The following is a 22531-nucleotide window of genomic DNA, read 5'->3' on the forward strand; positions in this document are numbered from 1 at the left end:
CCTTGGATTTCGCCGGGGAGTGGCTTTCTTTGCCTCCCTATTGCATAGTGAGGGCTCGGCCATGCCTCGCTATCAGCGGGTCCATGGATAGGTCAATGGCCACGGTGGCGCGCAGGGGGAGGAGGGGCGGATGCATTCGTCGCACGACGGACCGCGACTCGACCGGTCCGTCCGCCGGGAGTACCGCGGCCTCACCCGCGGTCTCGCCCTCGACCTGGGCAGTTCGCGGACCCGCGCCTGGATGCCGGGACACGGCGTCATCGCCGACACCGAGGCGTGCGGCGACTTCGGCGCCGAGCCGGGGCGCGGCCGCCCGGTCCGGCGGGGACGCATCGTCGACCCCGTGTCCTGCGGCCGGATGCTCGGCCGTATCGCCGATACGGCCCTGGGCGCGGACCGCACCGACACCGTGATCGTCCTCAGCCACCCCGTCCTCGCCGGGGCCGAGCACCGCGCCGCGGCAAAGGACCTGATTGCCGCACTCGGGCCGGTGCGGGTCATCGCCCTGGACAGCGCGCGGGCCGCCGCCGTGTGCGCCGGGCCGCAGGACGGCGGCCCACTGCTCGTCGTCGACATCGGCGCCGAACTGACCGAGGCGACGCTCCTCGTCGACGGACTGGTCCGTGACGCGCGCCAGGCCGAGACGGGACTGAGCGACCTCGACCCCTCCGAGCCGCCCACGGCGGTCGTCCACACGGTCCTGGACATGGTGACGGAGATGTGGAAGCAGGACCGGCACGGCGCCGTCCTGGGGGCCCTGCGCAAGGGCCCGTTGCTCGCCGGGGGCGGCGCCGCCCGCCCCGACATCACCGACCGGATCGCGGCCCGCCTCGGCGTTCCGGTACGTCTCGCGGACGACCCGGCGAACACGGTCGTGCGCGGCGCCGGACTGATCCTCAGTTCCGTGCTCAGCGGTGCCGGCGAGGCACCGGCCCGGCGGGAGACGGCCGGCACGGCACCGGCCCGGCCCGGCCGAGAGCGGTGACCCCCCTCCCGGGCCCGCCCCCGGGGAACGCGCCCCCGAGGCCACGACCGGGTACCTCGGCACGTCGCGGCCGCGCGCGGGAGGCCCGGCAGCTCGTCGTCGCCGTCCTGCTCGCCGTCCTCACCGTCATCGGCGGCGCCCCCGCAGCCGCCGGATCCTCGCTTCCCGCCCGGCCGTTCGCCGGTGTGCCGCCCGCCGCCGCGTCCTCGCCAGGCGCCCATCAGCCGACCCTGCACAGCGACCGGACCGCCCGCACCGGCACCGCCCACGACACCCTCCGCACCCACATCCGCACGGCCACGGCGACCGACGGCCACCGCCCGGTGCCGACACCCCCGCCCCGGCCCAGGGCCGGGGCCGACCACGCCCGCACCGCGCACCATCTCCCGCCGCCCGGCCCGGACATCCTGCTGCCCGGCGCACCGGACATCCGCGTACCGCGCCACGCGCACCGGCGAACACCCGCCGCACCCCCTCGTGCCACCGACCGTTTCCGCGTCACGCTCCCGGGCGTACGCGGGCCTCCGAGGACGGCCGTTCACCGGCCACCGGTCCTGCCACCGGTCCCGTCCCACACGCACGCCGTGCCGTCCTCGCCGAGGTGAGGGCGCCCGGCGCCCCCTCGGAGGAAACCCATGACTCGCGCCACCACGGTGCGAGCGGTTCTGGCTGCGGCCGTCCTGCTCGTCTCCGTGCTCATCACGCTGACCATGTCACCCAGACTCGGCCTCGACCTGCAGGGCGGCACCAGAATGGTGCTCCAGGCCAAGGACTCCGACACCGCGAAAGCGGACCGCGAGAGCACCGACCGCACCCTTGAAGTGCTTCGCCAGCGCATCGACTCCCTCGGCGTCGCCGAACCCACCCTGACCCGCTCCGGCGAGGACCGGATCATCGTCGAACTCCCCGACGTCCAGGACCCGCGCAAGGCCGCCGAAGTCATCGGCAGAACCGCCCAGCTCAGCTTCCACGCCGTCCAGGGCCCCGGCACCGAGCCCGAGAACAAGGCGAACGACAAGGCGAACGACAAGGCGGGCACCGAGCCCGACGACCAGGCGGACGGCACGACCGGCGCCGGGCTGACCCTCCCCGACGAGCAGGGCCGCCCCCTCGCTCTCGGCCCGACCCGGCTCTCCGGCGCGGGCGTCAAGGACGCCACCGCCGCGTTCGACGCCCAGCAGGGCGCCGGCTGGACGGTCTCCCTCGACTTCCACAAGAAGGCGGGCCGGGACTGGACCCGGCTGACCGGCGAAGCGGCCTGCCACCCGGTCCAGGACGACCGGCGCCGCGTCGCCATCGTCCTCGACCAGAAGATCATCTCCTCGCCGCAGGTCTCCCCCTCGGTCGGCTGCAACGTCGGTCTGCCGTCCGGCTCCACCCAGATCACCGGCTCCTTCAGCGCCGACGAGGCCCGCGAACTGGCCTTGCTCATCAAGGGCGGCGCCCTGCCGCTCCCCGTCGAGATCGTCGAGCAGCGGACCGTCGGCCCGACGCTCGGCGCCGCCGCCATCGACGCCAGTGCCCGGGCCGCCCTCATCGGCGCCGCGGCCACCGCACTCTTCATCACCATCGTCTACCGGCTCTTCGGCGCGCTCGCCGCCGTCGCGCTCGCCGCCTACGGACTGATCTCCTACGCGGCCCTGGTCGCCCTCGGTGTCACGCTCACGCTGCCCGGCCTCGCCGGATTCGTCCTGGCCATCGGGATGGCGGTCGACGCCAACGTGCTGGTCTTCGAACGGGCCAGAGAGGAATACGCGCAACATCCCGGTCGCACCCTGCGCTCCTCGCTGACCGCCGGATTCCGCGGTGCCTGGAGCGCCGTCGCCGACTCCAACGTCACGACGCTGATCGCGGCCGGACTGCTCTTCTTCCTCGGCTCCGGACCGGTGAAGGGCTTCGGTGTCACGCTCGCCATCGGTGTGCTGGCCTCGATGTTCTCCGCACTCGTCATCGCCCGCGCACTCACCGAGATCGCCGCACGCTCACGATTCGTCAGCGACTACCGGGGCATCAACGGCATCGCCTCCCCCGGCCGGGTACGTACCTGGCTGACCCGCCGCGATCCCCAGCTGATGCGGTTCCCCCGCCGCTGGCTGCTGGTCTCCGCGGCACTGGTCGCCGTCGCCGTCCTCGGTATCGTCGTACGAGGCGTCAACCTGGGCGTCGAATTCACCGGCGGTCGGCTCGTCGAGTACTCGACCAGCAGGCCCGTCGAGGTGGAGCGGGCCCGCACCGCCCTGGCCGACGCGGGCTTCGGTGACGCGGAGGTCACCACCGCGGGCGCGGGCGACCTCTCCGTACGCACCGGAAAGCTCGACAACGACGGCGAACACGCCCTGCGCGCCGCCCTCGCGAAAGAAGGCGGCGAAACCACCAAGGTCCGCGACGAACTCATCGGCCCCAGCCTCGGTGACGAACTCCGGCGCAACGCCCTGATCGCGCTCGCCATCGCCGTCCTCGTACAGCTGGCCTATCTCGTGATCCGGTTTCGCTGGACGTTCGCTGTGGCCTCGGTCGGGGCACTGGTCCACGACGTCATCGTCCTGGTCGGCGCCTTCGCCTGGCTCGGACGCACCGTCGACGGCATTTTCCTCGCTGCCCTCCTCACCGTCATCGGATACTCCGTCAACGACTCCGTGGTGGTCTTCGACCGGGTACGGGAGCTGTGGGCGAAGGCCCGCCGCGTACCCATCGTCACGGTCGCCAACCGGGCCGTTCTCCAGACCGTCCCCAGAACGGTCAACACCGGAATGGGCGCCCTGTTCATCCTGACCGCACTGGCCGTGCTGGGCGGCGACTCCCTCGCCGACTTCGCGCTCGCCCTCCTGATCGGCATCTGTGTCGGCACGTACTCCTCGGTGCTGACCGCCGTGCCGGCCGCGCTCGTCCTGGAACAGAGCAGCAAGGCCCCGCCGCCCGCCCGTAAACGTGCTTCCGGACGCCGGTCCGGGACACGGACGGCGCGCCGGGACCCGCTCGACAACGGAGCACGCGTATAGCCGCTCCGGAAGTACGACGCCCCCGCCCCGAAGGAAGCCGGGCCTTCTTCGGGGCGGGGGCGACCTGCGTCGGTCGTGGCGTTCCGTGCGCCCGGGGCGGCACAATTCCGAGCACCCACCTGTGATCGGAGCGAGCCCGTGACCACGCCCGTGCCCGTCATGCTGCGTGAGGCATGGTCCACCGTCGTACCCGACATGAACGACCGGCACGGACCGCTGCCTCCGCTGATGCTCGCCCTGACCGTCGTGACGGGACTGGTCGACGCGGTCAGTTACCTGGAACTCGGCCGGGTCTTCGTCGCGAACATGACCGGCAATGTGGTCTTCTCCGGCTTCGCGATCGCCGGAGCCCCCGGCTTCTCGTTCGCCGCCTCGCTCGTCGCGCTCGCCGCGTTCGCGGCGGGGGCGCTGCTCGGCGGCCTGATCGTGCACCACGCCCCGACACATCGCGGCCGGATGCTGATGTACGCACTCCTGGTCGAGACCACCTGTGTCCTGGCCGCGCTGTTCGTCACTCTGGCGTCCGGACATCCGTACGTCGGCGGGGTCCGTTTCGCGCTCATCACACTGCTCGGACTCGGCCTCGGGGTGCAGAACGCCGTGTCCCGGGCACTGGCGGTCCCCGATCTCACCACCACCGTGCTGACGCTCACCATCACCGGCGTCCTCTCCGACAGCCGGTTCGCGGGCGGAGCCGGCAGCAAGGCCGGACGACGGGTGCTCTCGGCCGCCGCCATGATGACCGGCGCGCTCGTCGGAGCCATGGCCGTACTGAACGGGCACCCGAGACTTCCCCTGCTGCTCGCCCTCGCCATCCTGGCAATCGTGACCACGGCCGCGATCGTCCTGGCGCGCGCGGACGCCCCCTGGGCCCGTCCGATCGTCAGGAAGTGAGGGAGTGCAGACGGTCGGCGGTGGCCCGGTCGGCGGGCAGGAACGTCTCGATGGCCAGCTCGGCCACCGTCACATCCATCGGCGTGTTGAACGTCGCGATGGAGGAGACGAACGAGAGCACGTGCCCGCCGTGCTCGATGTGCAACGGCAACGCGAAAGGCAGCGATGCCGGGCCGGACCCTTCGAACGCTCCGGCGCCGTCGGCCCGGTCCGTACCTCCGGGCGCGGGATAACCGGCGACCTCCTCGTACAGCTCACGCAGCTCCGCCGACCGGGCCAGGGCGATCTGGCGATCCATCTGGGCCAGCAGATCGGCCCGCCACTGCCGGAGATTACGGATGCGCGGAGCCAGGCCTTCCGGATGGAGGGTGAGCCGCATGGCGTTCAGCGGCGGCGCCAGCAGATGCCCGGCCACGCCCTCCAGCAGCATCGTGATACTCCGATTGGCCGCCACCACGTTGTACATGCCGTCGACGACGAGCGCCGGGTACGGGTCGTACCCGTGGAGCAGCCGCTCCATCCCCTCGCGCAGCGCGCCGAACGCCGGGTCGTCGAGCGCGGTCTGTGCGTAGCGGGGCGCGTAACCGGCCACCACCAGCAGAGCGTTGCGTTCCCTGACCGGGATGTCGAGGTGCTCGGCCAGCCGCAGGATCATGTCCTCGCTGGGCCGGGAGCGGCCGGTCTCGACGAAGGAAATGTGCCGGGCCGAGGAATCGGCCCGCAGCGCCAGCTCCAGCTGGCTGATCCGACGCTGCTCCCGCCAGCTGCGCAGCAGCGGCCCTACCCCCGTGTCAAGCGCGACAGTTGTCATACCCAGACCGTAACGTCACCGGCACCGTCGACCGGAACCGATCGCTCATGAGGGAGTCTCAACATGCCCGCCGCACCCTTGTCGCAGAAGGAGATCGAGGACCGTCTGGGTGATCTGCCCGGCTGGTCGCTGGAGGGGGACCGGATCACCTGCACCTACCGGCTCCACACGCATTTCGCCGCTCTGGGGCTGACCGTGCACATCGCCCAGATCCAGGACGAGCTGAACCACCACTCTGACATGACCCTCGGATACAACACCGTCAGCCTGTCCGTGAACACCCATGACGCGGGCGGTGTCGTCACCGAGAACGATCTGAAACTGGCCGCGCGCGTGGTGGCGATCGCCCCCGGGCACGGCGTGAGATAGCAGGGGGGGCGAACGGGTACGCCACGGTCGCGCGCTGTCATGTCACAGCACGACAGCGAATCCGAGGGTGCACGGTGGCCTGTCACATCCCGACCCGTCCCGAGCCCGCCGACCCGCGTTCGCCGGGCTTGCGCGGCCCGAAGGCCACGTCGGTGATCGCGCGGGTGCCGCAGGCGACCAGTGTCACCAGCATGACCTGTGGGTATCCCGAGGCGGCGGTGTACTGGTTGGATCCCTTGCCCAGCTTGGCGCGGACCGCCTGGTCGTCGGCGACGTCCAGGTGGGTGCCGTCGATCGCGACGACGAGCAGGCCCTTCCAGCGTGCTCCGGTCGTACGGATTGCGCAGGCGGGTCCACGCAGTAGGTCGAACGGGGCCCGCACCGGGCGGACACCGAGCCGGCAGCGGGCGTGCCACAGCGCGGTCGCGGTCACTTCAACCAGCGGCAGCCCCACCAGGGCGCCGGTGAGCTTGCGCCATACCTCGCGATAGCCGCAGTCCTCGAACAGGGCCGCGGCCAACAGCAGGTAGACCACGACCCGTGCGGGCAGTTTCCGCAGCCGTTGCTGGACGGTTCCGCACTCGACAAGCACGGCATCGACCAGCTCGAACGGAACGATCCTGGTCAACTCGCCCAGGTGGCCCGGTGCATAGAGCCCTTCGGCCACCGTGACGACACGCGTGATGGCGGACTGTCCGGACAGCGGAGCCTCCGGTGAGTGAACGGTTGTCTTGGTCGACTGCCAGTTCTACCGGGGCTCCGCTTCCTACGTCTGGCAAACCCACAGTTCACAGCCGCCTGGACAGTCGCACTCAAGCCGTAACTTCACGGCCTTGGCCTTTAGGCATGGGGGGAATCGCTTTTCAGGATTGCTCTGACCTCAACTGTCGCCACGGATCTGCGCTGTTGACCTCAGCTAGATGCGTGGCGTGTGTATAGTGATCGCGTGGTTGTGACGCGGAAGGTCCGCCGGTACTCCGGCGGCGTGTACGACTTGGGTCTGCACGTGGTGTGGTGCCCGAAGTACCGCCGCCAGGTTCTCGGTGGCCCGGTCGCGGTCCGGTTGCGTGAGCTGATCGAACAGAAGGCGGCCGAGAAGGGCTGGGAGATCATCGCCCTTGAGGTGATGCCCGATCACGTGCACCTGGTCGTCAAGCATGAGCCGAAGGCTTCCGCGTCCTACGTCGCGAACCAGTTCAAGGGCTTCACCTCCCGCGTACTGCGCGAGGAGTTCCCGCACCTCAAGAGCCGTATGCCCACCCTGTGGTCGTCGTCGTTCTTCGTCGCCTCGGTCGGCGCCGTCAGCGCGGACACGGTGGAGAAGTACATCAACGCCCAGTGGGAACGTCCCTGGACGAAGAAGCAGGAGGAGGAACGGCCTTGATACGTGCCTACAAGTTCCTCCTGCGGCCCACCGTCCGGCAGAGCCAGGCGCTCGGCGAGATGCTGCGCGATCACTGCTCACTCTACAACGGCGCGTTGCAGGAACGCCGCGACGCATACCGGCACAGCTCGAAGACCTCAGTCAAGTACGGGCAGCAGTCCGCGCAGCTCAAAGAGATCCGGGCGTTCGACCCCGAGCGGCAAGGCCGCTGGTCGTTCTCCAGCCAGCAGGCCACCTTACGCCGCCTGGGCAAAGCGTTCCAAGCGTTCTTCCGGCGTGTGAAGGCCGGGGAGAAGCCCGGATATCCCCGCTTCCGTGGCGTGAACTGGTTCGACACCGTTGAGTTCCCCAAGGACGGCGACGGTTGCCGCTGGGACTCCACCCCGCACGACCCCGTCACCCGCGTACGGCTGCAAGGTGTCGGGCATGTCCGGGTGCACCAGCACCGGCCCGTGAAGGGCCGGGTCAAGACCGTCGGCATCAAGCGCGAGGGGCGACAGTGGTACGTCATCCTTGCCTGTGACAACGTGCCCGCCGAGCCGCTGCCGGCCACCGGTGCCGTGACCGGAATCGACATGGGCGTCACGCACTTCCTCACCACGTCCGAGGGTGCCCACGTCGAAAACCCCCGGCACGGCAAGCGCAACGCCGATGTCCTCGCCGACGCTCAGCGCGCCCTCAAGGCGTTCCCCCGGCGCAAGCGGGAGAACCGCACTGCCCAGCACCGCCGGGCGGTGGAGAAGGTCGCCAAGGTGCACCGCAAGGTACGGCGTCAGCGTCTGGACCACGCGCACAAGGCCGCGCTCGCCCTGGTCCGCGGCTACGATCGGATCGCTCACGAGCGGCTGAACATCGCGAACATGGTTCGCGCCCCCAAGCCGAAGCCCGATCCCCAGGCACCCGGTGCGTTCCTGCCGAACGGCGCCGCCTCGAAGGCCGGGCTGAACCGCAGCATTCTTGACGCGGGTTGGGGGGTGTTCCTGGGCATCCTCGCGCAGAAGGCTGAAAGCGCCGCTCGCGTACTGATCCCGGTGGACCCCCGCAACACCTCGCGCACCTGCCCCGAATGCGGGCACGTGGACGGCGAGAACCGCGACGGCGAAAAGTTCCAGTGCACTGCCTGTGACCACCGCGACCACGCGGACCGGGTAGGCGCATGGAACGTCGCACTCAGGGCCGGGCTGGCCCTTCCCGACGTGGCCTAGCCACCGACAGGAGAAGCCCCCCGGATTTATCCGGGGGGAGGAGTCACAAACGCAAGTTATGGTCCCGGCTGTCCCGGCGGCGTACCGGCAATATGCGGGTGTCCAATCGGCGGAGGTCTGCTCTAGAGTCGACCGGATGCTGGACTACGACACCGAAGCAGCCGTCTACGACGCCACGCGCGGTGGTGAGCCCAGGGCTGCGGCCGCGGCTGCCGCAGTAGGGGAGTTGGTCCCGTCGTCGGCCCGCACCCTGCTGGACATCGGCTGCGGTACGGGACTGGTCACCGAGCGCATGGCCCTTGCCCGCCCCGGACTTCGGGTGTTCGGCACGGACGCCTCGTACGGCATGGCACGGGTCGCCCGGCGGCGGATCGGCGCGGTGGCGCTGGCCGACGCGCGCCGGCTGCCGCTGCCCGACGCGAGGGTGGACGTGGTCGCCGCGATCTGGCTGCTGCATCTGCTGCCTGGGGAGGAGGACGTGCGGGCTGTGGTGTCCGAGGCGGCGCGGGTGCTGCGGCCCGGTGGTGTGTTCGTCACCACCGTCGACAAGGACGCGGCCCATGACGTCGGCAGCGACATCGACGTGGCGTTCGCCCCTTACCTGAACGCCGATCCGTCGGACGCCACGGACCTGATCATCAGGTACGGCTCGGAGGCGGGCCTCGCCGTGGTGGGGGAGGCCCACTTCCTGGGACACGGTCAGGGCCGGAGCCCGTCGAGCGCGGCGCACGCGGTGCGTGCGGGCTATTACGCCTCACGCCTGCACCTGCCGGGGACGGCGGCCGAACGGCTCGCCGCCGCCCTGACAGCGCTGCCCGAGCCCGACAGACCGCGCGCCGACCCCCGCTACCGGCTGCTGGCACTGCGCCGGAGCGACTGACCCTGGACCACCCCTCCCACGCCACGCCACGCCACGCCCCGCCCCGCCGCCCGCCGCCCGCCCCACCACCCTGCCCGTACCGGCACGGCGGCTTGCCGAATCGGCAACAAATCTGGCCAGGACGCCGATGTGTGGCGAGGCTGTCCCCATGAGCCAGCACACCGACCATGGTCATCAGCACACCACCACTCCCGGCCACCGGCACAACGACCCCACCCACGCGCATCACCACGGCACCACCGAATTCGACTGGGACGTCATGGGCCCGCTGCTGGAGCAGAACGCCGAGCTCAGCCGCCCGCAGTACGAGGAGGCGGCCCGCTGGATCGCCGGCCTGCCCACGGCCCCGAACGTGCGCAGGGTGCTCGACATCGGCAGCGGCCCCGGCGTGATCTCCTGCCTGCTCGCCGAGGTGTTCCCGGAGGCCGAAGTCGTCGCCGTCGATGGCACCCCGGCCCTTCTGGAACGCACCCGGACCCGTGCCCAGCGGCTCGGTCTCGGCGACCGCGTACGGACCCAGCAGGCCGAGATCCCCGAGAGCCTCGACGCGTTGGGGGAGGCGGATCTGATCTGGGTGGGCAACGCTCTGCATCACATGGGCGACCAGCGCGCCGTCCTCGCCGGGTTCGCCGCCCTGCTGCGCCCCGGCGGGACCATCGCCCTGGTCGAGGGAGGTCTGCCGCCCCGTCAGCTCCCGCGCGACATCGGCATCGGGCGGCCCGGTCTGGAGGCCAGGCTCGACGCGATCACCGCGGACTGGTTCGAGGACATGCGGACGTCACTGCCAGGCACTAAGCGGGAGACCGAGGACTGGAGCGCCCTGTTCACCGCGGTGGGGCTCGACCCGCAGGGCACCCGCAGCTTCCTGCTCGACCTCCCGGCACCGCTGTCGGAGCCCGCGCGCGACCATGTCATCGCCGAGTTCGCCCGGCGCCGCGAGATGTTCGAAGAGGTGCTCCCGGCCGAGGACGTTGCCGTACTGGACCGGCTCCTCGACCCCGAGGACCCGGCCGGACTGCGTCAGCGCCCCGATGTCTTCCTGCTCATGGCACGCACGGTGCACCTGGGCCGACGGGGCTGACCTGTAAGCGCCTCGGTCGTCCCCTCGCACCGCCCATGGACGGATTGGAGTGCTCCCCGGCAGCCGAGTGGGACATCTCGTCCACTGCGGTGATGTGTGCTGTGGGCCCAGGATGTGGCCTCACGAGCCCGGCCGTCACCGGCCCGGCTCGCGCCACGTCGCCTCGCGCGAGGACGCGCATCGAGAGGAAGCCCATGCAGCACACTTCAGCCATCCTGCCGCGGGCCGAGGGCGCCCACATACGCCGCACCGTTGTCGAACTGCCCTGCCGTGAGGACCCGTTGTGGCCCGAGGAGGTGTTCGAGCCACGCGAACAGGTCCGCGCCGCACAGGACTTCCGTACCGACGCGGCCACGGTGTGCGCACGCGGCTCCCGGACGGTGACCCGGTGACCGCCGCGGTTCCCGGCCCCCTGTCGGGTGTCGTGGTCGCCGACTTCGGGCGGGTGCTGGCCGCCCCGTACGCCACGATGCTCCTCGCGGACCTGGGCGCCGACGTCATCAAGGTGGAACGTCCGGGCTCCGGCGACGACACCCGGGCCTGGGGCCCGCCGCACGCCCATGACGAATCCACCTACTTCCTGTCCGTGAACCGCAACAAACGGTCCTTCACCCTCGATCTCGGCACGGCGGAAGGGCGTCGGCACGCCCACGAACTGGTGCGTCGAGCCGATGTGCTCTTCGAGAACTTCCGCCCCGGCACGATGGGCAAGTACGGGCTCTCCTACGAGGAGGCCCACGCGCTCAACCCAGGCATCGTCTACTGCTCGATCACCGGATTCGGAGCCGGCGAAGGAGCCGCGCTGCCCGGCTACGACCTGCTGCTGCAGGCGGTCGGCGGGCTGATGAGCGTCACCGGGCCCGCACCGGGACAGCCCGTCAAGACGGGTGTGGCACTTGTCGACGTGCTCACCGGACTGCACGCGGCCGTGGGCGTCATGGCAGCGCTGCGCCACCGCGACGCGACCGGTGACGGCCAGCACGTCGAGGTGAATCTGCTGTCCTCGTTGCTGTCGAGCATGGTGAACCAGGCGGGCGGCTACACCCTGGCCGGCCAGGTGCCGGGCATCCTCGGCAACCGTCACCCGTCCATCGCCCCGTACGAGATCTACCGGGCGGCGGACCGGCCGCTGGTCATCGCCGTCGGCAACGACCGGCAGTTCCATGCCCTGTGCCGGGGTCTGGGCGCCGAGGAGTTGGCCACCGACCCCAGGTTCGTGTCGAACGCGGACCGGGTCGCGCACGTCGACGCGCTGGCTGAGGAGATCTCCGCGCTGCTCGCCCCGCGCACCGCGGCCGAGTGGTCCGCCCTGCTCACCCCGCTCGGGGTGCCCTGCGGTCCGGTCAACGATCTCGCGGGCGCCTTCGGCCTCGCCGAACGCCTGGGCCTGTTCCCGCAGGTCACACCGGCCGACGCGAGTCCCGCCGACCCCATGCGTCTGGTGGCCAACCCCATCGGGCTGTCCCGTACGCCGCCGCGGTACGAACGGCGGCCGCCGCGCCTCGGTGAGCACACCGAGGACCTCAGACGCTGGCTGGACGGCTGACCGCCCGCCGACCGGCGGACGGGGCCGTGGACGACCGGCGTCCACGGCCCCGTCCGCTGCCCGGACCGTGTCAAGAGAAGACACGCTGCCGTCAGGGTGAGCGGGCATCAGAAAGTCCCCTGTACAGGCTAATAGCGAGTCAATTTGCCTACGAATAAAGGCAATTGGCAGCTCATCTAATTATATGGAAATAGCATATGGCGTACTTTATGTACCTCGATCGGCGTGCAGGCGTCGACCTTCAACGTGTCCGATATGACAGGTATGAGCGCCGTCAGTACGTTCATCCACGGGTCGACTGCTCAGCCGACCTCTCTGAGACAGGAGAAGCGACATGGTTACCCGTTCCACTATCGTTACAGCCGCCGTCGCGGCCGCTGCGGCCATGGCCGCCACCGGCATCACCTACGCCTCGGCCGCCACCTCCGAGCCGGTCCAGGCCGTCCCGGCCGTCCAGCAGGCCGCTCCCGTTTCGGCTCTTGACGGTGGCGACGCCGGAAAGGGCGACGCCGGCAAGGGCAACGAGGGCAAGGGCAATGAGGGCAGGGGCAACGAGGGCCGTGGCTACGAGCGCCGTGGCTTCGAGGGCCGTGAGCACTTCGAGGGCCGCATCCACATCAACGAGCGGACGTACTCCGCCGAGCCGGGCGGCTGCATGGTCGTGGTCAGCGGCCTCGGCGCCAAGAGCCTCAACATCCGCAACGACAGCCGCCGGACCGTCGAGGTCTTCCGCGGGGCCACCTGCGACAACGGCGCCCCCATCGCCACCGTCGGACCGTGGAGCTCCAGCGACGGGGTGTTCCCGGGGCGCGTCAAGGGCGGCGTGTTCGTCAAGAACGGAGTGGTGGGCAGCTTCCGGGTGATCCACCGCTTCGACGAGGACCGCGACCGCGATGACCGCGGTGACCGCGGTGACCGCGGTGACCGGGACTGGTGACCGGGTCACCCGGTTGACGTAGAACCCCGGCCCGCCGGAATCGGGCCGGGGCTCCAGTCAGGGCATCCGATCGGAGCGACCCGGTCGGATGCCCACACCTGAACGACGACTGACAAACCCAAACACCTGCCACGCCATACTAGAGGCGGACGGCGAGGCACTGCCAGCCGACCGGAACAGCCGCGCCACGCGCGGTCACCACGCTCCGGTGTCGGTTCCGGTTCCGGTCCCGGGTTCGGCTTTCCGGGCTCCGGTTCCGGGAACCGGCTTCCGGATTCGTTCTCGGCCTGCGGCCCTCGGCGGGGCCCGGCGACCGAGCGGCAGAACGTGGCGCCGGCGTGGCAGACGCCGCTCACGTCCCGGCCGCCAGGGCGCCGGTCGGCCGTACGGCCGGGATACCGGCGATCGAGGAACCCCGCGGTTCTCGGAGGCACCTGGCGACGGGCCCTGACCCGGATGGGTGACGGCCCGGGCGGCACGGCCCGAAGGGCCACCCGCATCCCGGTCCACGTTCCGGTCCGCACGCATCCGCACGCCGGCCGGTCTCCGGCCTACACCTCGGAGGCGTCCCGCACCGGCTCCAACCGCCACCACTGGCCGGGGGAGTCGGTGTCCTCCCACTGCTGGACACGAGCACCGTCCGCCGTGCTGCCGTCGGCGACCTCCAGAACGAGCCCGCTGATGAAGCTGACCAGTGTCACCACCCCCGGCGCCTCCAGATGCCGCTCGATCAGCCATTCCTGGGCGCCGTAGTTGTTGGCCCGCCACTGCTGGATCGCGGCGCCGTTCTCGGTGGAGGCGTTGGCGACGTCCAGCCGCTTGCCGCTGTGGACATTGACCAGGTGGTACAGCGCCGCGCCCTCGTGCACGGGGGAGAGCTGCCAGTGCTGGGCCGTCGAACCGCTCTCCGTGCCCTGCTGCACCGGGGCGCCCCCGCCCTTGGCGGATCCGTACACCTCCAGCAGCAGTCCGCTGCCCACATTGCGCAGCCGGTAGCGGCCGGCCGCTACGACGGGCGCGGTGTCCCCGCTCATGTTCCGGTTCCTTCCCGCGGCACGGACCGCCGCCCGGCTCGGCAGCAGGGCGGCGGTCCGTGTGCGTCAACGGTGCGATGACAGGGCTCAGGCACCGAGGTTGAACTCACCAGGGTTCGGGCCGAGGCGCTTGCCCTCGTCCAGCGCGGCGAACGCGGCCAGGTCGTCGGCGTCCAGCTCGAAGCCGAACACATCGAGGTTCTCCACGATCCGGGACGGCGTCACCGACTTCGGGATCACCACATTGCCGGTCTGGATGTGCCAGCGGAGCACCACCTGAGCCGGTGTGCGGCCGTGCTTCCGGGCGATCGCGACGACCGTCGGCACCTCCAGGAGCCCCTTGCCCTGGCCCAGCGGTGACCAGGCCTCGGTCGCGATGCCGTGCTTGGCGTGGAGCGCGCGCGACTCGACCTGCTGGAGCTGCGGGTGGAGCTCGATCTGGTTGATCACCGGGACCACGGAGGTCTCGCCGAGCAGACGCTCCAGGTGCTCGGGGAGGAAGTTCGAGACACCGATGGCCTTCGCGCGGCCCTCGGAGTAGATCTTCTCGAAGGCCTTGTACGTGTCGAGGTACGCGTCCTTGGCCGGCACCGGCCAGTGGATCAGATACAGATCGACATACTCCAGACCCAGCTTGTCGAGCGAGCTGTCGAAGGCGCGCAGGGTGGAGTCGTAGCCCTGATCGGTGTTCCACAGCTTTGTCGTGACGAAGAGCTCTTCGCGGGCGACACCGGAGGCCGCGACGGCCCTGCCGGTGCCCTCCTCGTTCTTGTAGATCGCGGCGGTGTCGATGCTCCGGTACCCGGACTCGATGGCTGTCGCGACCGCCTTCGCGGCCTCGTCGTCAGGCACCTGCCAGACACCGAAACCGAGCTGCGGCATCTCGACGCCGTTGTTGAGGGTGATGGAGGGGACCTTGCTCACGAGCGGTCGATCCTTACGTCGTCGGTTGGGATTCTCAAGGTCAACGATCAGCGAGTGCCATGCATTCCCCGCCGCCCGGGCGTCGGCCGCACCCGGTCCCGCCCCGATCGTGCCCCGATGCCGCCGATCCGTGCCCGAGCTGTCCGAAATCCTGCGAACTCACGTGCGGGCATGGAGATTTGGGCCCGCGCGGAGCATTGACAGATCGTTCGCCAGGGAATCCCATGCAGTGATGGTTAGGAACCTTTCCTAACGTCGCCCCGAAGGGAGCACCCGTGCACACTGACCGCCCCCCACGCCGCATCGTGGCCGTCCTCGCCGGACTCAGCTGTCTGTTTCTGCCCCTGCTCGCCCAGATCCCCAAGGCCTCCGCCGCTTCGGACGCCGGCTCCCCGTCCGCCGCCACGGTGGCCGCGGCCCCCGGAGCGATGGCCGCGGCCCCCTACGAGTACCTGGGCTGGGGAAACCCGCAGAAGCCGGCCGATGTGATGGCGGCGACGGGCGTGAAGTGGTTCACGCTCGCCTTCGTCCTCTCGGACGGCACCTGCAACCCGAAGTGGGACGGCGATCGGGTGCTGACCGGCGGCCCGGACCAGGCCGCCATCGACTCCATCCGGGCGGCCGGCGGCGACATCGTCGTCTCGGCGGGCGGCTGGAGCGGCGACAAGCTCGGCGAGGAGTGTGCCGACGCCTCCGCGCTCGCCGGGGCCTACCAGAAGGTGATCAACGCCTACCACCTCAAGGCGCTGGACATCGACATCGAGGACACGGAGTTCTCTCAAGCCACCGTGCGGCAGCGGGTGGTTGACGCCCTGAAGATCGTCAAGACCAAGAACCCGGGCATCGTGACGTACGTGACCATGGGGACCACCCCGTCCGGCCCCGAAGCCAACGGCAAGGACCTCATCAAACGCGGTGCGGCCGCCGGTCTCGACAACGACGGCTGGGTCATCATGCCCTTCGACTTCGGCGGACACACCGGAACCATGGGCGCGGCCACGGTCAGCGCGCTCGACGGTCTGAAGGCCACCGTCAAGAGTGCCTACGGGTACAGCGACGACGCCGCGTACCGGCACATCGGGGTCTCCTCGATGAACGGGAAGACCGACGAGTCGGACGAGACGGTGACCACCACCGACTTCAGGACCATCCTCGGCTACGCGCGGCAGCACCACATCGCGCGGTACGCCTTCTGGTCCGTCAACCGGGACCGGGCCTGCGGCTCCGGCGGTGACCCGGACGCCTGCAGCGGGGTGTCCCAGTCCCCGTACGACTTCACCAAGATCGTCGTCCAGTACCAGGGCTGAGGAGGTCCGATGCGCACCATCACGAGCAAACCGGCCATCGGCGGCACGGCACTCGCCGCCGCACTGCTGCTGCCCCTGCTCGCCGCGCCGCCCACGGCCGCGGCGGACGGCCGTTACGAGGCGGAGACCGCCATGCTCTCGCAGACGGTTGCGGCGACGAACCACACCGGCTACTCCGGCACCGGCTTCGTCGACTCCACCAACACCGCCGGATCTTCCGTGGAGTTCACGGTGAACACCACCGCGGGCAGCACCTCGCTCGCCCTGCGCTACGCCAACGGCACCACCACCGACCGCCCGATGGACATCAGTGTCAACGGCAAGGCCGTCGCCTCCGGAGTCGCGTTCAACGGGACTGGCTCCTGGGACACCTGGGCGACGAAGACCGTCGCCGCCCAGCTCGTGGCCGGAACCAACACCGTCCGGGCCACCGCGACCACCGCGAATGGCGGCCCCAACCTCGACTACCTCGACACGGGCGCCCCCGCGGCCGGCGGTCCCGCGGTGCCGTTCGGCAGCCACCAATTCCCTTACGCCGCCGGGACGCTGAAGCCGTCCGGCGCACAGTCCACGCTCGACCAGGCCGTGACCAAGACGTACAACGCCTGGAAGTCCGCGTTCGTCAGGCAGAACTGCGGCAACGGCTGGTACGAGGTCATCTCGCCGGACGCCGACCACCCCTACGTCGCCGAGGCCCAGGGCTACGGCTTGGTCGTCACGGCGACGATGGCGGGAGCCGACCCGGAGGCCAGGACGGTCTTCGACGGCATGGTGAAGTACCTGCTCGCGCACCCCTCGGTCAACAACGCCAACCTCCTCGCCGCCGAGCAGGACGCCTCCTGCAAGAGCGTCGACGGCTCCGACTCGGCCACCGACGGCGACCTCGACGTCGCCTACGGACTGCTGCTCGCCGACAAGCAGTGGGGCTCCACGGGCACGTACAACTACAAGGATCTCGCGGTCAAGCACATCAACGCCATCAAGAAGAGCGAGGTCAACCCGACCACCCACCTCATGCTGCTCGGTGACTGGTCGGACTCCGGTGAGTCGCACTACTGGATGAGCCGCTCCTCGGACTGGATGACCGACCACTTCCGCGCCTTCAAGACGGCGACGGGCGACAGCACCTGGGACACCGTGCGCACCGCGCACCAGAACCTGATCACCTCCCAGCAGTCCAAGTACGCGGCGAACACCGGTCTGTTGGCGGACTTCGTCGTCAACACCAACACCACTCCCAAGCCCGCCGCGGGCGAGGTGCTCGAAGGGCCCAACGACGGCGACTACTCCTGGAACGCCTGCCGCGACCCCTGGCGCATCGGTGCCGACGCCGTCACCAGCGGGGACGCCGCCTCGCTCGCCTCGGCGCGCAAGCTCAACTCCTGGATCAAGTCGAAGACCGGCGGCGACCCCAACAAGATCGTCACCGGATACCACCTCAGCGGCACCGCCTTCGACAGCGGCGACGACATGGCGTTCACCGCCCCGTTCGCCGTGACCGCGCTGACCGACCCGGGCTCCCAGGTCTGGCTCGACGCCCTCTGGAAAAAGCTCGCCGCCACCTCGGTCGACCCGCAGCTGTACTACGGCGGCAGCGTCCAACTCCAGTCGATGATCGTCGCATCCGGCAACTACTGGGTTCCCTGACGGGGGTTCAGTTGCGGGTCGGAGCGCACACCACGTTACGGGGCAAAGCGGCCGCCCTCGCGGTCACGCTGTGTGTCCGGGCTGGTCTGGACCCGGCTGGTGCTGATCGTGGAAGACCTGACGAGGCGCTGGTGGCCGAGCGCCGCCCCGACCGGCCGGTACCGCCGATGGCCGGTACCGCCGCGATCGGGGCGGTTGTGCATCTGCCGGCCACCGCCATCGAGGAGGGCCGGGACCTGTCCTCGATGAGCGGCATCCTGGCCGACGCCACCTAGCGTCTGCTGCAGGCCTGACGGCCCGGCCTCACTTCAGGTGCCGGGCGAAGAACCGGTCCCGGTCGTCCACCTCGAACCACGGGGTGCCGGCGTGCCCGCCCATATTGGCGTGCAGCGTCTTCTCCTTGGTACCGAAGGCGTCGAACAGGTCCAGGGCCGACTGCCGGTCGTTCCCTTCGTCGTCCCACTGCAGCAGGAACTGCAGCGGGATGGTGACCTGCCGGGCCTCATCGCGCTGGGCGCGGGGCACGAAACCCCCGGCGAAGAAACCGGCGGCCGAGATGCGCGGCTCGACCACCGCCAGCCGAATCCCGATGGCGGTCATCCCCGAGTACCCGACCGGGCCGCCGATCTCGGGCAGCGAAAGGAGGGCGTCCAGGGTGGTCTGCCATTCCGGGACCGCCTTTTCGACCAGCGGGACGATGAAGGACTCGAAGATCTCGTCGACGGGCTCGCCGGCCGCCATTGCCCGGCGGAGGTCGGCGCGAGCCTGCTCATCGACGGCGGAACGGGGCCGGTCGCCATGCCCGGGGTGGTCGATGGCAGCCACCGCGTAGCCGTACTCCGCCGCGGAGTGCCGGGCCCGGGCCACCAGCCGCGATTCCCGCTTGTGCAAGCCGCCGTTGTGGCCGATCAGGATCAGCGGGGCTGGTGCGGATCCAGACGTCCACAGGATGCCGGGGATCTCGCCGAGGGTGAATTCGCGTTCGAGGACGCCGTCGTCGAGGCGCTGTTCGGAAGTAAAACGCATGGTCGTGCCTTTCGGGAGTGCTCTTGAACGGCGCTCCCGGACGACCTATCGCCCGACCGTGACCCCGGAGGGGAGCACCCATGTCGATACTGCGTTCACGGGTACCACCTCCTCGCTCTCTGGCACGGTCTCCGGAAAACTAGCAGGGGTCGCCGTGGTCCGCCAACGGGTTTTTGCGGAGGCTCGGTGGCCGGATGCCACGGGGGTTATGAGCTGCTGTCGGTTTGCTGAGCTGAAGTGAGTTTTAGTGAGCAGGAGTGGGTCCTGTCGGCGGCTTCGCGGGGTGGGAACGGGAGTTCTGGGGTCGAATGGGTGACCTTGGCGGCTGGTGCTCGTTGGACTGGGTAGCGGGTGTCCGGTCTCGTGGGAGGGGGTGTTGTGGTGGGTGGTTTGCGGGAGTTGTCGGCGTCGTTCGTGGTGCCCGGGCCGTGCGGGGTGGCGGTCCGGGACCGTCTCAGGCACCTCACGCCCCACACATCGCACCCCCGGCGGCGCCGTACCGCTGAGGCACGGCGCCGCCGGGGGTGCCTCAGCGGTACAGGGCGTCGACCTCCGCCGCGTACGCCGTCTCGATCGCCTTGCGCTTCAGCTTCAGCGACGGCGTGAGCAGGCCGTGCTCCTCGCTGAACGGATGCGCCAGGATCCGGAACGTACGGATCGACTCGGCCTGTGACACCGCCGTATTGGCGGCGACCACCGCACGCCGGACCTCCATCTCCAGGTCCGGATCCCGCACCAGCTCCGCCGGCCGCAGGGGCGCCCGCCCCTGTATGGCGAGCCAGTGGTCCACCGACTCGTGGTCGACCGTGACGAGCGCGGCGACGTAGGGCCGGTCGTTGCCGACCACGATGCACTGCGCGACCAGCGGATGCGCCCGCACCCGCTCCTCCAGACCGGTCGGCGACACGCTCTTGCCGCCCGACGTCACCAGGATCTCCTTCTTCCGCCCCGTGATCGTCAGATAGCCGTCCTCGTCGAGCGCCCCCAGGTCCCCGGTGGCCAGCCAGCCCTCCCGCAACACCGCGGCGGTGGCCTCCGGGGCACCGAGATAGCCCGCGAACACATTGTCGCCGTGCACCCACACCTCGCCGTCCTCCGCGATGTGCACGGTCGTGCCGGGGATCGGCTGCCCGACCGTGCCGTACCGGGTGCGCTCCGGCGGATTGGCGGTCGCCGCCGCGGTCGACTCGGTCAGCCCGTACCCCTCGTACACGGTGACGCCCGCGCCCGCGAAGAACAGCCCCAGCTGCCGCTCCATGCCCGAACCGCCGGACATGGCGTGCCGGATCCGGCCGCCCATCGCCTCGCGCACCTTCCGGTACACGATCTTGTCGAAGAACTGGTGCTGCATCCGCAGCCCGGCGGACGGCCCGGGACCGGTCCCGAACGCTCGCGCCTCCACCGCCTCGGCGTACTTCACCGCGATGTCCACGGCCTTGTCGAACGCCCCGGCCCGGCCCTCCGCCTCGGCCTTGCGCCGGGCGCCGTGGAAGACCTTCTCGAAGATGTACGGCACCGCCAGGATGAACGTCGGCCGGAACGACACCAGATCCGGCATCAGGGCCTTCGCGGACAGCTCCGGCTGGTGGCCCAGCTTCACCCGGCCGCGGACCGCGGCGACCTCCACCATCCGGCCGAAGACATGCGCCAGCGGCAGGAAGAGGAGGGTGGCCGCCTCGTCGCCCGGCTTGGAGTGGAAGACCGACTCCCAGCGCGAGGCCATGGTGTCCGTCTCGAACATGAAGTTGGCGTGCGTGATCACACAGCCCTTGGGGCGTCCCGTCGTCCCTGAGGTGTAGATGATCGTCGCCACCGACTCGGGCGTCACCGCGCGCCGGTGGCGGTGCACCACCTCGTCCTCGATCTGGGCGCCCGCGTCGAGCAGCTCGTTCACCGCGTCGGCGTCCAGCTGCCAGAGCCGCTTGAGCCCGGGCAGCTGGTCGATCACCGACGCGATCGTCATCGCGTGGTCCTCGTGCTCGACCATGACGGCGGACACATCGGCGTCGTGCAGCATCCAGAGGACCTGCTCGGCCGAGGACGTCGGATAGACCGGTACGGACCGGGCGCCGACCGTCCACAGCGCGAAGTCGAAGAGCGTCCACTCGTAGCGCGTCCGCGACATCAGGGCCACCCGGTCGCCGAATCTGACGCCGTGCGCGATCAGGCCCTTGGCGAGCGCCAGCACCTCGTCGCGGAACGTCGCCGCGGTGACATCCCGCCAGCGTCCGCTCGTGTCTTTTCGGCCGAGCGCGACCCGGTCCGGATCTTGCTCGGCGTAGTCGAACACCACATCGGCCAGCCCGCCTACGAGGGGCGCGGCCGCCATGGGTGGGACAGTGAACTCGCGCAATGACCTGCTCCTTGTGGCGCTCCGCACAGCGCCGTGACGCTACCCCAACGGACGGCGCGGCGGGAGGGCCCCATACCCGCGGTCCCGGTGGCATATGCACAGGTCAGCCACCGAAAACCGGCCAGATGGGCAAGGCTCGGGCGTGGCTGAGACCACGGAGTAAGCGGCCGGCGCGGGAATCTCCACCAAATCTGTACGCCACAGTCACTCCCGTTCCGGATGGTTACGGGGGGATTGGTCCGCGGATCAGCCGGTCGCCACCCGCCAGGATCGCCGCCGCCAGGGCGTCCGCGGCCTCCTGCGCCCTGCCCCGGCGGTGGCCATGCAGCAGGACGAAGTCCACCTCGCCCAGCTCCGGCAGCCCCGCCCTGGCCGGCACCGGCACCAGACCCGGCGGGATCAGCCCACGGCTGTGAGCCATCACGCCCAGTCCCGCACGGGCCGCCGCGATCAGCCCGCTCAGGCTGGTGCTCGTACAGGCGACCCGCCAGGCCCGGCCGTGCTCCTCCAGGACCTCCAGGGCGCGGGCCCGGGTGATGCCCGGTGGCGGGAAGAGGACCAGCGGAACCGGACCGTCCGGGTCGAACCGCAGCTGCGGAGCGCCGATCCAGGTCAGCGCGTCCTGCCAGACCAGCTCCCCGTGCGTGTCGCCGACGCGCCGCTTGGCGAGCACCAGATCGAGCCGGCCCGCCGCGAGCCGCTGGTGCAGCGTCCCGGAGAGCTCCACCGTCAGCTCCAGCTCGACCTCCGGGTGGTCGCGGCGGAACCACTCCAGGATCTCCGGCAGCCGCGTCAGCACGAAGTCCTCGGACGCCCCGAACCGCAGCCGCCCGCGCAGCCGCGTGCCGGTGAAGAAGGCTGCCGCCCGCTCATGGGCCTCAAGTATCGTCCGGGCGAAACCGAGCATCGCCTCACCGTCCAGGGTGAGATCGACCCGGTGCGTGTCCCGGGTGAACAGCTGCCGTCCCGTCGCATCCTCAAGGCGCCGCACATGCTGGCTCACCGTGGACTGCCGGACCCCCAGCCGGCGGGCGGCCCGGGTGAAGCTCAGGGTCTGGGCGACAGCGAGAAAGGTACGGAGCTGCGCGGGGTCGTACATGGATTCAGGCTAACGCGAATCGTGATGACAGTGAGAGCGGTATGCGGGAT

General features: G+C 70.2%; 22 protein-coding genes. 15 read left to right on the plus strand and 7 right to left on the minus strand.

Annotation, left to right across the window (positions count from 1 at the left end):
• Nucleotides 1-130 precede the first annotated feature (130 nt).
• The 4 genes from OG306_RS33965 (at nt 131) to OG306_RS33980 (ending at nt 4878) form a co-directional block, all read left to right on the plus strand.
• The gene (locus OG306_RS33965) at nt 131-985 is read left to right on the plus strand and encodes a rod shape-determining protein (protein WP_266750040.1); all 855 of its coding nucleotides are present in this window, start codon (nt 131-133) and stop codon (nt 983-985) included.
• Nucleotides 982-1590 (plus strand): hypothetical protein, encoded by a 609-nt coding sequence (locus tag OG306_RS33970; RefSeq protein ID WP_266750041.1) that lies wholly within the window; start codon nt 982-984, stop codon nt 1588-1590. The genes OG306_RS33965 and OG306_RS33970 overlap by 4 nt, the downstream gene beginning before the upstream one ends.
• A gap of 30 nt (nt 1591-1620) precedes the next feature.
• Entirely contained in the window at nt 1621-3984 is a 2364-nt protein-coding gene (gene secD / locus OG306_RS33975) for a protein translocase subunit SecD (RefSeq protein ID WP_266750043.1), read from the plus strand.
• 150 nt (nt 3985-4134) lie between these two features.
• Nucleotides 4135-4878 (plus strand): YoaK family protein, encoded by a 744-nt coding sequence (locus OG306_RS33980; protein ID WP_266752585.1) that lies wholly within the window; start codon nt 4135-4137, stop codon nt 4876-4878.
• Here OG306_RS33980 and OG306_RS33985 read toward each other — a convergent pair.
• Nucleotides 4868-5689: a helix-turn-helix domain-containing protein gene (locus tag OG306_RS33985; protein ID WP_266750044.1), complete on the minus strand. Its 822-nt coding sequence runs from the start codon at nt 5687-5689 to the stop codon at nt 4868-4870. The genes OG306_RS33980 and OG306_RS33985 overlap by 11 nt on opposite strands.
• A gap of 63 nt (nt 5690-5752) precedes the next feature.
• On the opposite strand from OG306_RS33985, the gene OG306_RS33990 reads away from it, so the two are divergent.
• Nucleotides 5753-6058: a 4a-hydroxytetrahydrobiopterin dehydratase gene (locus OG306_RS33990; RefSeq protein WP_266750045.1), complete on the plus strand. Its 306-nt coding sequence runs from the start codon at nt 5753-5755 to the stop codon at nt 6056-6058.
• Between the two features lie 82 nt (nt 6059-6140).
• Here OG306_RS33990 and OG306_RS33995 read toward each other — a convergent pair whose 3' ends face one another.
• On the minus strand, nt 6141-6725 hold the full coding sequence (locus OG306_RS33995; protein ID WP_266750046.1) for a transposase domain-containing protein: 585 nt from the start codon (nt 6723-6725) through the stop codon (nt 6141-6143).
• 285 nt (nt 6726-7010) lie between these two features.
• Between OG306_RS33995 and tnpA the strand changes: the two genes are divergently transcribed.
• The 7 genes from tnpA to OG306_RS34030 all read left to right on the plus strand — a co-directional run bounded on the left by tnpA (nt 7011) and on the right by OG306_RS34030 (nt 13091).
• A complete protein-coding gene (gene tnpA / locus OG306_RS34000; RefSeq protein ID WP_266752587.1) occupies nt 7011-7442 on the plus strand; it encodes an IS200/IS605 family transposase in 432 nt (143 codons plus the stop codon).
• Nucleotides 7439-8647: an RNA-guided endonuclease InsQ/TnpB family protein gene (locus tag OG306_RS34005; RefSeq protein WP_266750048.1), complete on the plus strand. Its 1209-nt coding sequence runs from the start codon at nt 7439-7441 to the stop codon at nt 8645-8647. Before tnpA ends, OG306_RS34005 begins: the two co-directional genes overlap by 4 nt.
• Nucleotides 8648-8783: 136 nt before the next feature.
• The gene (locus tag OG306_RS34010) at nt 8784-9527 is read left to right on the plus strand and encodes a class I SAM-dependent methyltransferase (RefSeq protein WP_266750049.1); all 744 of its coding nucleotides are present in this window, start codon (nt 8784-8786) and stop codon (nt 9525-9527) included.
• A 148-nt stretch (nt 9528-9675) separates the two neighbouring features.
• Nucleotides 9676-10608 carry a class I SAM-dependent methyltransferase gene (locus tag OG306_RS34015; protein WP_266750051.1) on the plus strand — a complete coding sequence of 311 codons (933 nt, stop codon included), beginning with the start codon at nt 9676-9678 and terminating at the stop codon, nt 10606-10608.
• A 194-nt stretch (nt 10609-10802) separates the two neighbouring features.
• Nucleotides 10803-11000, plus strand: coding sequence for a hypothetical protein (locus tag OG306_RS34020; protein ID WP_266750053.1), 198 nt, complete (start codon nt 10803-10805; stop codon nt 10998-11000).
• On the plus strand, nt 10997-12154 hold the full coding sequence (locus OG306_RS34025) for a CaiB/BaiF CoA transferase family protein (RefSeq protein ID WP_266750054.1): 1158 nt from the start codon (nt 10997-10999) through the stop codon (nt 12152-12154). Before OG306_RS34020 ends, OG306_RS34025 begins: the two co-directional genes overlap by 4 nt.
• A gap of 334 nt (nt 12155-12488) precedes the next feature.
• Nucleotides 12489-13091: a hypothetical protein gene (locus tag OG306_RS34030; RefSeq protein WP_266750056.1), complete on the plus strand. Its 603-nt coding sequence runs from the start codon at nt 12489-12491 to the stop codon at nt 13089-13091.
• Between the two features lie 551 nt (nt 13092-13642).
• Here the strand turns inward: OG306_RS34030 and OG306_RS34035 are convergent.
• Both OG306_RS34035 and OG306_RS34040 read right to left on the minus strand, forming a co-directional pair.
• Nucleotides 13643-14125: an RICIN domain-containing protein gene (locus tag OG306_RS34035; RefSeq protein WP_266750057.1), complete on the minus strand. Its 483-nt coding sequence runs from the start codon at nt 14123-14125 to the stop codon at nt 13643-13645.
• A gap of 87 nt (nt 14126-14212) precedes the next feature.
• The gene (locus OG306_RS34040) at nt 14213-15049 is read right to left on the minus strand and encodes an aldo/keto reductase (RefSeq protein ID WP_266750059.1); all 837 of its coding nucleotides are present in this window, start codon (nt 15047-15049) and stop codon (nt 14213-14215) included.
• Nucleotides 15050-15324: 275 nt separating this feature from the next.
• Between OG306_RS34040 and OG306_RS34045 the strand changes: the two genes are divergently transcribed.
• The 3 genes from OG306_RS34045 to OG306_RS34055 all read left to right on the plus strand — a co-directional run bounded on the left by OG306_RS34045 (nt 15325) and on the right by OG306_RS34055 (nt 18278).
• Entirely contained in the window at nt 15325-16356 is a 1032-nt protein-coding gene (locus tag OG306_RS34045) for a chitinase (protein ID WP_266750060.1), read from the plus strand.
• Nucleotides 16357-16365: 9 nt separating this feature from the next.
• A complete protein-coding gene (locus OG306_RS34050) occupies nt 16366-18003 on the plus strand; it encodes a glycosyl hydrolase family 8 (protein ID WP_266750062.1) in 1638 nt (545 codons plus the stop codon).
• A 131-nt stretch (nt 18004-18134) separates the two neighbouring features.
• Nucleotides 18135-18278, plus strand: coding sequence for a hypothetical protein (locus tag OG306_RS34055; RefSeq protein ID WP_327258526.1), 144 nt, complete (start codon nt 18135-18137; stop codon nt 18276-18278).
• 28 nt (nt 18279-18306) lie between these two features.
• Here OG306_RS34055 and OG306_RS34060 read toward each other — a convergent pair whose 3' ends face one another.
• The 3 genes from OG306_RS34060 to OG306_RS34070 all read right to left on the minus strand — a co-directional run bounded on the left by OG306_RS34060 (nt 18307) and on the right by OG306_RS34070 (nt 22481).
• Nucleotides 18307-19029, minus strand: coding sequence for a dienelactone hydrolase family protein (locus tag OG306_RS34060; RefSeq protein WP_266750064.1), 723 nt, complete (start codon nt 19027-19029; stop codon nt 18307-18309).
• Between the two features lie 529 nt (nt 19030-19558).
• Entirely contained in the window at nt 19559-21358 is a 1800-nt protein-coding gene (locus OG306_RS34065; protein WP_266750066.1) for an AMP-dependent synthetase/ligase, read from the minus strand.
• Between the two features lie 247 nt (nt 21359-21605).
• The gene (locus OG306_RS34070) at nt 21606-22481 is read right to left on the minus strand and encodes a LysR family transcriptional regulator (protein ID WP_266750067.1); all 876 of its coding nucleotides are present in this window, start codon (nt 22479-22481) and stop codon (nt 21606-21608) included.
• Nucleotides 22482-22531: the final 50 nt, after the last annotated feature.

The sequence above is a fragment of the Streptomyces sp. NBC_01241 genome (genome assembly GCF_041435435.1).
Classification (GTDB): Bacteria; Actinomycetota; Actinomycetes; order Streptomycetales; family Streptomycetaceae; genus Streptomyces.